Annotated in this window: 14 protein-coding genes; 6 read left to right on the top strand and 8 right to left on the bottom strand. The window is 70.3% G+C overall.

Translation table 11 applies throughout. The features are described 5' to 3' along the window. Positions 1-80: 80 nt before the first annotated feature. Entirely contained in the window at positions 81-482 is a 402-nt protein-coding gene (locus AQI88_RS16195; protein ID WP_066998833.1) for an SseB family protein, read from the top strand. Positions 483-594: 112 nt separating this feature from the next. After that, positions 595-1,491: a pyrroloquinoline quinone biosynthesis protein PqqB gene (gene pqqB, locus AQI88_RS16190; protein WP_244184152.1), complete on the top strand. Its 897-nt coding sequence runs from the start codon at positions 595-597 to the stop codon at positions 1,489-1,491. On the opposite strand, the gene AQI88_RS16185 is transcribed toward pqqB, so the two are convergent. The 4 genes from AQI88_RS16185 to AQI88_RS16170 form a co-directional block, all read right to left on the bottom strand. Continuing rightward, positions 1,488-1,886 carry a MarR family winged helix-turn-helix transcriptional regulator gene (locus AQI88_RS16185; protein WP_066998830.1) on the bottom strand — a complete coding sequence of 133 codons (399 nt, stop codon included), beginning with the start codon at positions 1,884-1,886 and terminating at the stop codon, positions 1,488-1,490. The two genes, pqqB and AQI88_RS16185, sit on opposite strands and share 4 nt — an antisense overlap. Before the next feature lie 73 nt (positions 1,887-1,959). Then, positions 1,960-2,310, bottom strand: coding sequence for a VOC family protein (locus tag AQI88_RS16180; RefSeq protein ID WP_066998827.1), 351 nt, complete (start codon positions 2,308-2,310; stop codon positions 1,960-1,962). 118 nt (positions 2,311-2,428) lie between these two features. Next, the gene (locus AQI88_RS16175) at positions 2,429-4,741 is read right to left on the bottom strand and encodes an ABC transporter permease (RefSeq protein WP_066998824.1); all 2,313 of its coding nucleotides are present in this window, start codon (positions 4,739-4,741) and stop codon (positions 2,429-2,431) included. Next, positions 4,738-5,445 (bottom strand): ABC transporter ATP-binding protein, encoded by a 708-nt coding sequence (locus tag AQI88_RS16170; protein ID WP_066998821.1) that lies wholly within the window; start codon positions 5,443-5,445, stop codon positions 4,738-4,740. The genes AQI88_RS16175 and AQI88_RS16170 overlap by 4 nt, the downstream gene beginning before the upstream one ends. A gap of 139 nt (positions 5,446-5,584) precedes the next feature. Between AQI88_RS16170 and AQI88_RS16165 the strand changes: the two genes are divergently transcribed. Further along, a complete protein-coding gene (locus AQI88_RS16165) occupies positions 5,585-6,427 on the top strand; it encodes a sensor histidine kinase (protein ID WP_066998819.1) in 843 nt (280 codons plus the stop codon). Beyond that, the gene (locus tag AQI88_RS16160; protein WP_066998816.1) at positions 6,424-7,107 is read left to right on the top strand and encodes a response regulator; all 684 of its coding nucleotides are present in this window, start codon (positions 6,424-6,426) and stop codon (positions 7,105-7,107) included. Before AQI88_RS16165 ends, AQI88_RS16160 begins: the two co-directional genes overlap by 4 nt. A gap of 116 nt (positions 7,108-7,223) precedes the next feature. On the opposite strand, the gene AQI88_RS16155 is transcribed toward AQI88_RS16160, so the two are convergent. Genes AQI88_RS16155 through AQI88_RS16140 form a run of 4 tightly spaced genes read right to left on the bottom strand, consistent with a single transcriptional unit; the run spans position 7,224 to position 11,393 of the window. Next, on the bottom strand, positions 7,224-8,255 hold the full coding sequence (locus AQI88_RS16155; protein WP_066998813.1) for a LacI family DNA-binding transcriptional regulator: 1,032 nt from the start codon (positions 8,253-8,255) through the stop codon (positions 7,224-7,226). Continuing rightward, the gene (locus tag AQI88_RS16150) at positions 8,252-9,157 is read right to left on the bottom strand and encodes a carbohydrate ABC transporter permease (RefSeq protein ID WP_066998810.1); all 906 of its coding nucleotides are present in this window, start codon (positions 9,155-9,157) and stop codon (positions 8,252-8,254) included. Before AQI88_RS16150 ends, AQI88_RS16155 begins: the two co-directional genes overlap by 4 nt. Next, positions 9,154-10,080 carry a carbohydrate ABC transporter permease gene (locus tag AQI88_RS16145; RefSeq protein ID WP_066998807.1) on the bottom strand — a complete coding sequence of 309 codons (927 nt, stop codon included), beginning with the start codon at positions 10,078-10,080 and terminating at the stop codon, positions 9,154-9,156. Before AQI88_RS16145 ends, AQI88_RS16150 begins: the two co-directional genes overlap by 4 nt. Then, complete coding sequence (locus AQI88_RS16140) at positions 10,077-11,393, bottom strand: ABC transporter substrate-binding protein (protein ID WP_066998804.1); 1,317 nt, start codon at positions 11,391-11,393, stop codon at positions 10,077-10,079. Before AQI88_RS16140 ends, AQI88_RS16145 begins: the two co-directional genes overlap by 4 nt. 237 nt (positions 11,394-11,630) lie before the next feature. Between AQI88_RS16140 and AQI88_RS16135 the strand changes: the two genes are divergently transcribed. After that, positions 11,631-13,652: a beta-galactosidase gene (locus AQI88_RS16135; protein ID WP_066998801.1), complete on the top strand. Its 2,022-nt coding sequence runs from the start codon at positions 11,631-11,633 to the stop codon at positions 13,650-13,652. 111 nt (positions 13,653-13,763) lie between these two features. Beyond that, entirely contained in the window at positions 13,764-15,326 is a 1,563-nt protein-coding gene (locus AQI88_RS16130) for a glycosyl hydrolase 53 family protein (RefSeq protein ID WP_066998798.1), read from the top strand. Positions 15,327-15,339: the final 13 nt, after the last annotated feature.

The following is a 15,339-nucleotide window of genomic DNA, read 5'->3' as shown; positions in this document are numbered from 1 at the left end:
ACCGGGTACGCGAGGCGGGAGCACGCCGGGCGCCTGCCCGTCCGTGCGGCCGTACGACCGCCGCTACCTGGGGATCTGCCATGGAGACACCCGCATACGACGACCACCTTCCGACGCCGGCCCAGCGGGCGCTCGACGCCCTGGCCGTGAACGCCGAGGACCAGTCGGCCCTGGACACCCTCGCCCACAGCGACGTGCTCGTTCCGGTGCCGGACGACGCGGTGGACGGCGAGGGCGCCGACTCCTCGACGGTCGCCCTGCCCGTCCTCGAACGGACCGGCGGCGATCCGGTCGTCCCCGTTTTCACCTCCGAAGGGACGATGGCCGAACAACTCCCGTTCATCTCCCGCTACCGCCTGATACCGCTGGGCGCACTGGCCGCACAGTGGCCCGACGACGACCTCTCCCTGGCGATAGACGGCAGCTCGCAGCACGGCCTGACACTGACGTCCCAAGGAGTCCGCACGCTCCTGGCAAGGTGAGCCGCACTTCGGCCCGGCTCAGGACGGCCGGAACTGCTCCCGTCTCCGGGTAATCACCCCGCCCTCCGGCGGGAAGATCCCAGCGGAAGGTCCGGAGCGCGCGAAGGAGCCGATGGTCGTGAGGATCGTCCTGCTGGGCACCGCCGCCGGAGGCGGCTTCCCGCAGTGGAACTGCGCCTGCGCGCTGTGCGCGGCCGCCCGGGACGGCAAACTGCCCTCCCGTACCCAGGAGTGCGCCGCCGTCACCGGCAACGGGCGCGACTGGTGGCTGCTCAACGCCTCGCCCGACCTGCGCACCCAGCTCACCGAGACCCCCGCCCTGTGGCCCGGACCCGGGCCCCGGGACACCCCGCTGCGCGGCGTGCTGCTCACCGACGCGGAGGCCGACCACGTCACCGGCCTGACCGAGCTGCGCGGAGCGGCGGGCCTGAAGGTCTACGCGGCCCCGCCGGTCCGTGCCGTCCTCGCCCCCGCACGCGCCGCACTGGACCGCTACGCGCCCTGGGAGTGGGCCGACAGCCTGGCCGTCGGCGGCTTCGTGCTGGCCGGCGGACTCGTCGTCACGGCCCACCCCATGGGTACCAAGATCCCGAAGTACGTACCGGCCCAGGCGCCGCGGCCCGAGGCCGCGTGGGTGACGGCGTACCGCGTGGAGGACCTGGCCAGCGGGGGAGTGCTGGTGTACGCGCCCTGCGTCGGCGTCTGGAGTCCCGTCCTGGACGACCTGTGCGCGTCGGCCGACTGCGTGCTGCTGGACGGCACGTTCTTCGCCGCCGACGAGATGGGCACGGCGGTGCGCACCGGCGCCGGGCAGGCCGCGATGGGGCACCTGCCGGTCATGGGCCCCCGCGGCTCACTGGCGGCCCTGGCCCGGCACCTCGGCCCGCGCCGGATCTACACCCACCTCAACAACACCAACCCGCTGCTCGACCCGGCCTCACCGGCACGGGCGCAGGTGGCCGAGCAGGGGGTGGAAATCCTGCCGGACGGGACGGAGCTGGTCCTCTAGCCGGCCCGTTCGGCCAGCATGCGCTCCAGCACCGCTCGCTGCAGCGGCAGTACCTCGGCGTACAGGTCGCGGCCCTTGCGGGTGAGGGCGACCCACACTCCGCGCCGGTCCTCCGCGCACACCGAGCGCTCGACCAGGCCCTCCTTCTCCAGCCGACCGATCAGCCGGGACAGCGCGCTCTGGCTGAGATGGACCCGTCCGACCAGGTTCTGCACCCGGCACTGGTCGCCCGTCTCGGGCGACTCGGTGGCCAGTAGGTCGAGCACCTCGAAGTCGCTGGCACCCAGCCCGTGCGGGTGCAGGGCGCGGTCGATCTCGCACATCGTGTGCGCGTGCACCGTGAGGATGTCCCGCCAGCGTTCCTCGAGCCGGGTGTCGGCCGTCTTGACTGCCATACCCGCACCGTAGCACCGATTCAGCCAATCGTTGAGTGTGCATCTAGTGCGGGTGCAAGTGGTCGCACGCGGCTCAGGCGGCCGGATCCTGGAGCAGCCCGATCAGGTTGCCGTCGGCGTCCTTCACCGAGGCGATCAGCCTGCCGTTGCCGACGTCCCGTACGTCCTGGAGCAGTTCGGCGCCCGCCTCCAGGAGGCCCGCGAGCCGCTCTCGCAGATCGGTGACATGCCAGAACGGCACCGGTCCGGTCATGCCCTGAGCGTGTCCGTTCGGGTCGAGACCGACGTCCTGCCCCTCGGCCTTGAAACCGACGTAGTAGGGCTCGTCCACGTACGGCTCGGCGCCCAGCAGGACGGTGAACAGGGCCTTGGCCCGGTCCTTGTCCTTGACGGGGTAGATGATCGTCTGCAGGCCGGCGGTCATGGGACTCTCCTTCTGAGCTGCATGGCCCGGCGGTGTTCTCCGCCGGTGCACTTCACGCTACGGCCGGGGAGCCCGCCGCGGCTTCTCCGATCCTGACCGGTTGCGGGCTCCCCGTGGATCACTCGCTGTGCAGCACCTCCGCGACGGTGAGACGGGCGGCCCGCCGGGCGGGGACCAGGGCACCGAGGACGGCGATCACGAGTCCCGCGAGAGCCAGTGCGGCCAGCTTCGGCGCGTGCCAGACGTCCGTCATGTACGACGGCAGGGTGAGGTCGACCCCCGCGGCCATCCGCGGGACGACCACCTCGTAGGCGGCGATGCCCAGCGGGATGCCCAGCACCGACCCGATCGCGCCGAGCACCGCCATCGACGTCACCGTCATCACCGTCACCTGGCGCGGGGTCATGCCGATCGACTTCAGCATGCCGAGGTCGCGGCGCCGGTCATGGGTGTTCAGCACGGCCGTGTTGAACACCCCGAGGGAGGAGACCAGGGCCAGCATCAGGGTGAGCGCGGTCGCCGAGCCGATGATGGTCTCGGCGCCGCTGTTCGGGCCGGTCAGCTGGGTACTGAGCCCCTTGTCGACGGCTCGGGCGGCGCGCGCGTACGCCGTCGGGTCCGCGCCCTTGCGCAGTTTGACGTGATAGGAGAACGCTTTTCCGTCCGGGAGCAGCGCGGTGAACGTCGGCCAGGTGCCGGTGACCACCTGGTCGTTGTCCTGCAGGATCTCGCCGACCACGGTGACCTCCTCCTCGCGGCCACTCCTGCGTAGCCGGAGGTGGTCGCCGATGTCCACCCCGTTGCGGCGCAGGAAGGCCGAGCCGACCACGACCTCTCCCGGACGGTGCATCCAGCGGCCCCGGACGAGCACGTCGTCCAGGGGCAGGTCCGCCCCGCGCCTGCCCTCGATCCAGACCCTCTTCGTAGAGCCCACGAACTGCGCGTCCTCGTCCGCCCGGGCCGTCACCCGGGCCGCGCCCGGCAACGAGCCCAGCAGCGACTGGAGGTCCCGGTCGCCGTGGACCGGCAGCACCACCTTGCCCTTGACGTAGTTGTCGGCATACACCGTGACGTCGTACGCACCCTTGCCGCCGTCCCCGAAGAGGGTCATTGTCGTCGCGAGACCCGACGCGAACGTCACTGTGGTCACGCCGAGGACCACCGCGGCCAGAGTGAGTGCGCTGCGCGCGGGCCGGGCGAACGGCAGCCCCGCCCCGAGACTCACCGACCTGGGCAACCGCAGCCCCGCGAGCCGTCGTTGGATGCCGAGCGCCCGCCCGGCACGGGGTGCGCTGCCCGCGCTGATCGCCCGCGCCGCCGACAACCGCCGGGCACGCACCGAGGGGCCGAGCGCGGCCAGCACACACACGAGCGGCATGCCGATGAGGGCCAGGGCATTCACCCGGGGGGCGATACCGACGCTGTCCCGCAGCACTCCCGAGTCCGGGCCGGTGAACACGAACCGGAAGAACGGATGGGCCAGCAGGTTCCCGGTGAGCGTGCCGAGCGCACAGCCCACGACGGCCGGAACGGAGATCATGACCAGGTACACGCTCAGCACTTGCCCCGGGCTGAACCCGAGGGCCTTGAGGATGCCGATGTGCCGGAAGCCCGACACCACCGCGCCGCCGACCACATTCGCGACGATCAGCACCGCCACCAGAATCCCCAGGACACCGAACGCCAGCAGATACGGGGCGTAGGCGCGCGCGGCGCTGCCCACCTGGTGCTTGATCGACAGATAGGTGCGTGAACCGGCGAGGGCGCCCCGGGGCAGCCCCTCGGTCACCCCCGCCAGCCCCGCGCGCAGTGCGTTCTGCGAGGAGGCGTCCCGGAACCGGTACAGCATCTGCGTGGCGTTCGGGTGCAGGGCGGCGATCTGATCCGGGGCGACCCACACGTCCGCCGTGTCACTCAGGTCGAAGGCGAACCCGACGATGGTCAGGGTCGGGCCGGACGGCATGTGGAACTTCTTGCCGAGGGCGTTCGCGGTCCAGTCCGACTGCCGGTTCATGACCATCTCACCGGGCCGCGTCGGCCACCGGCCCGCCCACAGATGCACGCGATCCACCGAACCGCCGGGCCCGGAACGACCCACCACCCTGATGTCTCCGCCGAGACCCAGATCCTGCGCGCCGCGCGGAATCTCCACCGTGGCCTGCGGGAACGGCCCGGCCACCGCCTCGACACCGGACGTCCGCGCGGTGTCCCTCAGCTGGGCGTCCGTCACCTTGCCCGCATCGAACTCGGCGACCACGTGCGGCCCGTGCTGCTTGCCGAAGACCCGGTCGAACGGCGCCGACGCCGCGTCCACCAGCCCCAGCGCCACCACCATCGACCCCGTCGACACCAGGGTGACCAGCCAGATCACCAGCGTCTGCAGTCTCCGCCTGCGCACCGCCGCCCGCGCGGCCTTCCACACCGCGCTCATGCCGACGGCTCCAGGGTGTGCTCACCGGTGACCCGGCCGTCGGCCAACTGCACCAGCCGGCTCGCACAGCGCTGCGCGAGATGCTCGTCGTGCGTGACGATGATCAGCGTCTGGCCGATCTGGTTGAGGTCCAGCAGCAGGTCCATCACCTGCTCCCCGGCCCGGCTGTCCAGCGCACCGGTCGGCTCGTCGGCCAGCAGCAGCGCCGGGCGGTTCATCAACGCCCGGGCCACCGCGACCCGTTGCCGTTCACCACCGCTGAGTACGGCGGGGTAGGCGTTGCGGCGGTCTGCGATGCCGAGCTCCTCGAACAGCTCCAGCGCCCGACGGCGCGCCTGCCGGGCCGCAGTCCCCGTCAACTGGGCGGCCAGCGCGACGTTGTCCAGGGCCGACAGATCGTCGATGAGGTTGAAGAACTGGAAGATCATGCCGATCCGGCGCCGTCGGTACAGCGCGAGGCCCTTCTCGCTCAACTCCCCGACCTTCTCGCCGTGTACGACGACCGTGCCGGCCGACGGCCGGTCGAGACCGGCGATCATGCTGAGCAGCGTGGACTTGCCGCACCCCGAGGGGCCCATCACCGCGACCGCCTCCCCGGCCCGGATCTCCAGTGACACCCCGTCGAGTGCGACCGTCTCGCCGTACTCCTTGCGCACACCGTCGAGTCGTACGACGGTGTCTCCCGTTCTCACCTCGGTGACCATGGGCAGGACGCTAGACGTGGGGCGGCGCCCTCTGCATCCCTCTCCGGATGGCACTGCGGCGCGGACTCATTCCAGGGATGGAGCACGCTGAATCCCCAGGTCGATGCCGATGTCAGTGCGGTCTGCGACCATGAACGGCATGGGGGAGTACGACGTGATGGCGACGGCGCTCGCGGTGGCGTGCGCGGCCGTCCTGGGGCTGACCGTGGTGCTGGTGCGCACCCGGCGCCGCTGGCAGGCGGCGGTGGGGGAGCGGGGCTGGCTGCTGGAGCGTGAGCGGGAGAGCGCGGCCGAAGCCGCGATCGCGGCCGAACGGGACCGGATCGCTCGCGAGTTGCACGACATCGTCAGTCACAACGTCAGTCTCATGGTCGTCCAGGCGAGCGCCGCCCGCGAGGTGCTCGGGACGATGCCTCACGAGGCGGCGACCGCGCTGCGGGCCGTGGAGGACGCCGGGCGGGGCGCGATGACCGACCTCAGACATCTGCTGGGGCTGCTGGCCCCCGCACCGGACGGCACGGACACCGACCCCGGCCCGGCCGCCGACGCGGCGAGCACGGCCCTCGCGCCGCAGCCCGGTCTCGACCGGCTCGGCCCGCTCGTGGACCGGATATCGTTCGCCGGGCTGCCCGTCGAGGTCCGCGTCTCCGGCGTGCCGCGCCCGCTCCCGCAGGGCATCGACGTGACCGCCTACCGCATCATCCAGGAGGCCCTGACCAATGCGCTCCGGCACGGCGACGGCGGCCAGGCGGAGGTGAGCGTGCGCTACGCCGACCACGCCCTGCGCGTCGAGATCCTCAACACCGGCCCCAGCGTGCTCACGGGCACCCCACCGGAGCGGGCGCAGCATCACCCGGGCACCGGACGCGGTCTTCTGGGGCTGCGCGAACGAATCGCCGTCTACGGCGGTGACCTCGACGCCCGGCGCAGGCTCGGCGGCGGCTACCGCGTCCGCGCCCGCATACCCCTGGACCGCCCGTGACCGCGGACGCGCCCGAGCGGGCGCCCCGCGTCCTGATCGCCGACGACCAGACGCTCATCCGGACCGGCTTCCGGCTGATCCTCACCGCCCGGGGCATCGAGGTGGTGGGTGAGGCCGCCGACGGCGTCGAGGCGGTGGCCGCCGCCCGTGAACTGGCGCCGGACGTCGTGCTCATGGACATCCGGATGCCGACCATGGACGGCCTGGAGGCCACCCGGCGCATCCTGGAGCAGACCCCGGGCTGCCGGGTGCTGATGCTGACCACCTTCGACCTGGACCGGTACGTGTACACGGCCCTCTCGCTCGGTGCCAGCGGCTTCCTGCTCAAGGACGTCACCCCCGAGCACCTGGCAGCGGCCGTACGACTCGTCGGCACCGGCGACGCCCTGCTGGCGCCGCAGATCACCCGGCGCCTGGTGGAGCGGTACGCGGCCGAGGCCGAGCGGACGGCCCAGGCCGTCCCCGCCGACCTGGCCGCCCTCACACCCCGCGAGCGGGAGGTGCTGACCCTGATGGGACGCGGCCTGTCCAACACCGAACTGGCCGCCGAGCTGACCCTCAGCGAGGCCACGGTCAAGTCCCATGTGGCCCGTATCTTCGCCAAGCTGGGCCTGCGCGACCGCGCCCAGGCGGTCGTCCTCGCCTATGAGACGGGGCTGGTCAGAGCGCGGGCGCGGTAGCGCCCAAAGGGGCGCGGGGCTGTGACTGATATGCGGCTCCGCCGTGTGGGCGACCAGCCACAAGGGCGCAGCAGACGCACGACGGCACGGCGCGGCACCCCAGTGGGCGCTTCCGCTCACGTCGACTCGCGGCGGACCAGCAACGTCGGAAGGATCACCGCGGCCGGGTCCTCCCCGCCGATCTGCGCGAGCAGCACCCGCACCATCTCGGCGCTGATCCGGTCCCACGGCTGACGGATGGTGGTGAGCGCCGGGGAGGCGGCGGTCGCCGCGGGGGAGTCGTCGAAACCGCCGACAGCGATGTCGTCCGGCACCCGCTTGCCCGCCCGGTGCAGGGCCGCCAGTACGCCCTGCGCCATCAGGTCGGAAGCGACGAACACGGCGTCCATGTCCGGGGCCCGGGCGAGCAGCTGCTCCGCGCCCGCCTCCCCGCTGGCCCGGCTGTAGTCGCCGGAGACGATCAGCCGCTCGTCCACCTCGACGCCCGCCTCGGCGAGCACCTCCTTGTACCCGGCGAGCCGCTCCACACCGCCCGGGGTGTCCAGCGGACCAGTGACCACGCCGATCCGGCGCCGGCCGAGCGAGAGCAGGTGCCGGACCATGTCCCGGGCGCCGTCGCGGTCGTCGGCGGCCACATAACTCACCTTGGAGCCGAGGCCGATCGGCTTGCCGCAGGCGACCAGCGGCACGCCCGCCTCCCGCAGTTCCTCGGCGACCGGATCACCGGAGTGGCTGGAGACCAGCAGTACTCCGTCGACGTGGCCGGCCGTGATGTAGCGCGTTATGCGCCGCCGTTCGTCCTTCGTCCCCGCCAGCATCAGCAGCAGCGGGATGTCGTGCGCGGCCAGCGCCTGGGTGCAACCGCTCAGCAGCACATTGAAGTTGGGATCCTCGAAGAACCGCTCCTGCGGCTCGGTCAGCAGGAAGCCGACCGAGTCGGAGCGTCCAGTGATCAACGAGCGGGCGTGCCGGTTCACGACGTACCCGGTCCTGCGGATGGCGGCGTTGACCGCCTCCTGCGCGGTGGGGCTGACGTAGTGCCCGCCGTTGAGCACGCGCGAGACGGTGCCCCGTGAGACTCCTGCCTCGCGCGCCACGTCGTGGATCGTCGGCGGTTTGCGCCGGCCCCCCGAATTGCTCATGGTCATGACTTTACGGCTCCGGAGAGGAGATCAAGGCTCCAGAATCGCTGGATGACCAGGAACAGCGCGATCAGCGGGAGGACCGCGAGGAACGCGCCCGTGATCACCAGCGTGTACAGCGCCGGGGTGTTGGAGCCCTGCTCCAGCAGTGTGTACAGACCCAGTGTGAGCGGGAACTTCTCGTCGTCACTGAGCATGATGTAAGGCAGCAGGAAGTTGTTCCACACGGCCACGAACTGGAACAGGAACACCGTGACCATGCCGGGGATCATCATCGGCAGTGCGATCCGGGTGAAGATCCGCCACTCGCCGGCCCCGTCCGTCCGCCCGGCCTCCACCACGTCGGCGGGGACGGCGGCGGCCGCGTAGATCCGGGACAGGTAGACGCCGTACGGGGAGAGGATCTGCGGCAGCAGCACGGACAGGTAGGAGTCCGTGAGGTTCGCCTTCGCCAGCAGCAGGTACTGCGGGATGGCAAGGATCACCGGGGGCATCAGGACGCCCGCGAGCAGGACGTTGAACATCGTCTCGCGGCCCCGGAAGCGGTAGGTCGCGATCGCGTAGCCGCTGAACGCCGAGACGGCGGTCGACAGCAGGGCGCCGAGACCGGCGTACAAGGCGGAGTTGCCCATCCACTTCCAGTAGATGCCGCCGCGGTAGGCGTTGAGGTCCTTGATGTTGCCGGTGAAACCGGTGCCGGGCAGGAAGGTGAAGGTGGAGAACAGCTCGTGCCCGGACTTGGTGGACGCGATCACCACCCAGGCCACCGGCAGCAGGGTGTAGATCGCGCCGATCAGCAGGGTGACCGTGGGCACCAGGGCGATCCTGCGGCGCAGCGGCGGGCCCTGGGCGGTTCCGGGCGTGGTGCCCGCCGCGGGCTGCGCCTTGCGGATGGCAAGAGAACTCATGCCGCTTCCTCCTGCTTGTTACGGCGGTTCGCGGCCCGCAGGAAACCGAACGACAGGACCAGCGTTGCCAGCGCGATCAGGGTCGCCTCGGCGGCGGCCGAGTAGATGTCGCCCCGGTGGAAGGCGTCCTGGTACACCTTCATCAGCGGACTCCAGCTCGTGTTGACGGAGTTGGTGAGCGGCTTGAGGGTGGTCGGCTCGTTGAACACCTGGAGCGTCGCGATGATCGAGAAGAAGAAGGTCAGCACCAGCGAGGGCGCCACCATCGGGATCTTGATCTTCAGTGCGATCTGCAGCGGGGTGGCGCCGTCCAGCTTCGCCGCCTCGTACACCTCGGCCGGGATCGACCTGAGCGAGGTGTAGATGACGATCATGTTGAAGCCGGTGCCGCCCCAGACCGCGATGTTCGACAGGGCGAGGTACAGCGGGCCGCCGTCCAGCAGGTTCGGCTGCGGCAGGCCCAGCTTCTCGAGCACGTAGTAGAACGGGCTGACGTCCGGCAGGTACAGAAAGCCCCACATCAGCGCGGCCACCACGCCGGGGATGGCGTACGGCAGGAAGATCGCGAGCCGGGTGAACGAGGTGAGCCGCACCTTGTCCGAGTCCAGCATCAGCGCGAACAGCAGCGCGAGGCCGAGCATCACCGGGACGACGATGCAGCCGTAGCCCAGCACGCGCAGCGCGCCGTGCAGGAATTCGCTGTCCTGGAAGGCCTCGGTGTAGTTCTCGAAGCCGGCCCAGACCTCGCTGCGGGCGCCCGCCCCCAGGCCGAGGCCGGAGACGTGGACCTTGCGGAAGCTGAGCCAGAGCGCGTAGCCGATGGGCAGCGCGAAGAACACGGTGAAGAGGATCGTGGCGGGGAGGAGGAAGGCGTACGGGGCCCCCTTGACCCCGTACGACCTCCGGCGTGCGGTGCTGGTCACTGAGAAACCCCGAAGCCCTGCTTCTTCATGTCGGCGACCGTGTCGTCCTGCATCTTGTTCAGAGCGGCGACGAAGTCCGACTTGTTCTTGGCGGCGGCACCGAACGCGTCGTTGAAGGTCGCGTAGGCGACGTTCACGTTCGGGCCCCACGCGGACGGCGCCGTGGTCTTCGCGATGTCGGCGGCCTTCGTGTAGAAGTCCGCCTGGTCGGAGAAGAACGCCGGCGGGTTGGAGAAGGCGCCGCTGAGCTGGGCGGAGGTGGAGGCCGGGTAGATGCCCCCCTCCTTCGCCAGCGCGCTGAGGGCGTCGCCGTCGGTGTTCAGCCACGCCGCGAACTTGGCGGCGGCGGCCTGGTGCGGGGAGTCGGTGGTGACCGCGGTGGAGGAGCCGCCCCAGCTGCCGGTGACGTCCTGGTCGAGCGACCACTGGGGGAGCGGGGCCATGGCCCACTTGCCCTTGGTGTCCGGCGCGGCCGTGGTGAGCGTGCCCGGCGCCCACACGGCGCTGACCCAGGCGATCTCCCTGCCCGTGTTGAGGGCCTTGTTCCAGGCCGGCTGGTACATCGGCTGGTTGTCGATGGCACCTTCCTTGACCAGCCCGCCCCAGAACTTGGCGACCTTCTGGGTGGCCGCGTCGTTGATGGCGACCTTCCACTTGTCGCCGGAGGTGGTCCACCACTTGGCACCGGCCTGCTGGGCGAGCCCCGCGAACAGACCGGAGTCGTTGGCGGAGAAAGTGGTCAGGGCCTTGTCCGGTGCCTTCTTCTTCAGTGCGCGGGCGGTCTCGGCGAACTGTTCCCAGGTGGTGGGGACCTTCAGGCCGTACTTCTTGAACAGGTCCGCGCGGTAGTAGAACATCATCGGTCCGATGTCCTGCGGCACCGCGTACACCGCGTCCGTGCCCAGCGTGGTCTGCTGCCAGACGCCGTCGGCGAACTTGCTCTTCGCGTCGCCGACCTCCTTGGATATGTCGGCCAGCGCGTCATTGCTGACCAGCGTGGGCAGCGCCTGGTACTCGGCCTGCACCAGGTCGGGCGCCTTCTTCGCCTTGTGCGCGGTGAGGATCTTGGTGATCAGCGTGTCGCCACCCGCCTGCTTCTTCGCCGTGACGGTGATCTTGTCCTTCTTGCCCGGCCCCTTGTTCCACAGGTCGACGACCTTGTCCATGCCGGGCGTCCAGGTCCAGTACGTCAGCGAAACCGGGCCGGACTCGGCCTTGCTGTCGTCCCCGGAGCCGCAGGCGGTGAGGGCGGTGGCGCCGAGCACGACGGCGACGGCGGATGTCACGAGGCGGCTGCGCTTCGTGTGCGGCATGGATCTCTCCCCTGACCTGGGTCCCCGCCCGCTGCGGGGACCTGCCATGCAGATGTGACCGTTCACATGACCCGGCTCCTCCGGCGTCGGATGGCCCTGCCATGCTTCTGTGAGCGTTCACAGTAGAGAAACATCCCGGACACTTGTCAATGGTTGTTGCTGTGCGGTTATGTTGGGCTCGCACCGCCTCCGTTGTGTGTGCACGTTCCCAAATGATCGATTCATCGGGAGAGATCCATGCCGGAGACCACCCCCAGGGGCCTCACCAGGCTCGCCTTCGGTGGGGACTACAACCCCGAGCAGTGGCCGGAAAGCGTCTGGCAGGAGGACGTCCGGCTGATGCGGGAGGCCGGCGTCACGATGGTCAGCGTCGGGATCTTCTCCTGGGCCCTGCTGGAGCCCGCCCCCGGGGAGTACGACTTCGGCTGGCTGGACCGGATCCTCGCGCTGCTGCACGAGAACGGCATCCGCGTCGACCTCGGCACGCCCACCGTGGTGCCGCCCGCCTGGTTCTACCGGGCGCACCCCGAGGCCCTGCCGGTCACCGCGGAGGGCGTGCGCTACGAGTTCGGCTCGCGCGGCGCGATCTGCCACAGCAACGCCGACTACCGCGCCGCCGCCGCGAGCATCACCACCGAGCTCGCCGAGCGCTACGGCGACCACCCGGCGCTCGCGATGTGGCACGTGCACAACGAGTACGGCGTCCCCGTCTCGGCCTGCTACTGCGACTCCTGCGCCGCCCACTTCCGCTGCTGGCTCGCCGGCACCTACGGCAAGGTGGAGGCGGTCAACGAGGCCTGGGGCACGGCCTTCTGGGGCCAGCGCTACACGGACCTGGAGCAGATCAACCCACCCCGGGCCACCCCGACCGTCGGCAACCCGGGCCAGGCCCTCGACTACAAGCGGTTCGCCGACGCCACCATCCGCGAGAACTTCCGCGCCGAGCGGGACATCCTGCACCGCCTCTCGCCCGGCGTCCCGGTGACGACCAACTTCATGACCGCGCTCAGCCAGTGCGACTCCCTGGACTACTGGGCCTGGGGCCGCGAGGTCGACCTCGTCACCAACGACCACTACCTGATCACCGACGGCCGCCGCACCCACGTCAACCTGGCGATGGCCGCCGACCTCACCCGCTCCGTCGCGGGCGGCGCCCCCTGGCTGCTGCTGGAGCACTCCACCTCGGGCGTCAACTGGCAGCCCCGCAACCCCGCCAAGGCTCCCCGCCAGATGGCTCGCAACTCCCTCGCGCACGTGGCCCGCGGCTCCGAGGGGGCGATGTTCTTCCAGTGGCGCCAGTCCCGGCGCGGCGCCGAGAAGTTCCACTCCTCGATGCTTCCGCACGGCGGCACCGAGACCCGCGTGTGGCGCGAGGTCGTGGAACTCGGCGCGTCACTCGACTCGTTGAGCACGATCCGCGACACCCGCACCGAGGCCGACGTGGCCGTGCTGTGGGACTGGCAGTCCTGGTGGGCGCAGAACCTCGCCTGGCGGCCCAGCGAGGACCACGACCCGCGCGAACGCGCCGACTCCTTCTACGAGGCCCTCTACGACCGCCACCTCACGGTCGACTTCGCCCACCCGGAAGCCGACTTGTCGGCTTATCCCCTGGTCGTCGTACCGGCCCTGTACCTGATGACGGAAGCGGCCGGGAACAACATCAGGGAGTACGTCGAAAACGGCGGCACGCTCGTCGTGTCGTACTTCTCCGGCATCGTCGACGAGCACGACGCCGTGCACGACGGCGCCTACCCGGGCACCCTGCGCGACGTCCTCGGCCTGACCGTGGAGGAGTTCTCCCCACTGCTGAAGGACGAGCGGGTCCGCCTGACCGGTCCCGACGGCTCCGAGCTGACCGGCGACGTGTGGACGGAGTTCGTGGTGCCGCGCGGCGCCGAGACCGTGTGGACGTACGCCGACGGGCTCACCGCGGGCCACCCGGCTCTCACCCGGCACCGCCTCGGCGAGGGCACCGCCTGGTACGTCTCCACCCGCCTCGACGCCCACGGCCTGGACGCGCTGATCGGCTGGGCCGCCGACGACGCCCGGATCGCCTCGCGCGCCGACCTGCCCCGGGACGTCGAAGTCGTGCGCCGCGGCGGCGAGTCGGGGACCTACCTCTTCGTGATCAACCACACCGGCGGCGACGCCAAGGTGCCGCTGGACGCGCCCGGCACCGAGTTGCTGACGGGCGAACGCGCCGCGGGCCGCCTGGCGGTCCCGGCGGGGGCCGTGCGGGTCGTACGACTCGACGGCTGAGCCGGCTCCCCTCCGCCCGCGAGTGCCACGAGAGCCGCGGGCGGAGGGGTTCTCCTCCGGCCCCCACCGGAGGACACCCCCAACCCAGTTACGTCGAAGGGACGACGGACGATGAAGTTCCATCCCGGACGCACCATCAGGGTCCTGCTGCTGCCGCTCGCAGCCGGGCTCGCCCTCACCGCCCTGCCCGCCCAGAGTGCCCAGGCCGCGAGCACCCTGGCCAACGGCGGCTTCGAGTCGGACGGTTCCGGCGTGGCCGCGCCCACCGGCTGGTCCGAGTACGGCGACACCGGCGCCTCCTACACCGAGTCCGGTGGCCACAGCGGGAGTTACCGCCTCACCCACTACGCGTCGTCCGCCTACAAGGTGGAGACGTACCAGTACCTGTCGGGGCTGACCAACGGCAGCTACACGCTGACCGCGTGGGTCCGGTCCAGCGGGGGCCAGAACGCCGCCTACATAGCCCTCAAGAACTGCGGAGGTTCCGAGCAGCGCACCGATCTGCCGATCTCGTCCAGCGGGTGGATCCGTATCGTCACCCCGGTCAAGGTGACCAACAACCAGTGCACCATCAGCATCAACAGTGATGCGAATGCCGGCAACTGGATCAACGTTGACGATCTCACCTTCACATCCGGTACGACGAGTACATCCATCCACGGTGCCGACATCTCCTCCCTCGCCAAGAGCGAGGCCAAGGGCGGTGTCTACAAGACGAGTTCCGGCACCACCGGTGACGCGCTGTCCATCCTGAAGTCCTCCGGCATGAACTACGCGCGCCTGAAGGTCTGGGTGAACCCGGCCGACGGCTTCAACGACAAGGCGCACGTCCTGGCCATGGCCAAGCGCATCAAGGCGCAGGGCATGAAGCTGCTGGTCGACTTCCACTACTCGGACAGCTGGGCCGACCCCGGCAAGCAGACCAAGCCGGCCGCGTGGGCGGGCCACTCGTACAGCCAGCTCAAGACGGACGTGTACAACCACACGTACGACGTGTTGAACGCGTTGAAGGCTCAAGGCACCACCGCCGACATGGTCCAGGTGGGCAACGAGATCAACGGCGGCATGCTGTGGTCCGAGGGATCGACGGACAACTGGAGCCAGCTCGCCGGGCTGCTCAACTCGGGCTACAACGCTGTCAAGGCGGTCGACTCGTCCGCGGCTGTGGCCCTGCACCTCGCCAAGGGCGGCGACAAGACGGGCACCGAGGCGTGGTTCGACAAGGCCGTCGCCAACGGCGTGAAGTTCGACGCGATCGGCCTGTCGTACTACGGCTACTGGCACGGCCCGCTCTCCGACTTCCAGACCACCCTGGACGACGCGGCCTCCCGCTACGGCAAGCCCGTGTTCGTCGCCGAGACGGCCTACCCGTTCACCCTGGCCCAGGACGACTCGCTGGAGAACCAGATCGACACCACCGGCGAGCTGGTCTCCGGCTACCCCGCGACCGCGGCCGGGCAGACCAAGTGGATGAACGACGTGGCGAGCATCGTGGAGGCCGTCCCGAACGGCCGCGGCCTCGGCGTCTTCTACTGGGAGGCGACCTGGACCGCCGTCGCCGGCAACGGCTGGGACCCGACCGACGCCACCTCCGGCAACGGCTGGGAGAACCAGGCTCTGTTCGGCTACGACGACAAGGCGCTCTCCTCCATGACGTGGTTCAGCCACCGCTGAACCACCGCTGACG

The sequence above is a fragment of the Streptomyces cellostaticus genome (assembly GCF_001513965.1).
Classification (GTDB): domain Bacteria; phylum Actinomycetota; class Actinomycetes; order Streptomycetales; family Streptomycetaceae; genus Streptomyces; species Streptomyces cellostaticus.
The sequence above is the reverse complement of the archived record's forward strand: the minus strand, read 5'-3'. Positions and strand labels throughout refer to the sequence as shown.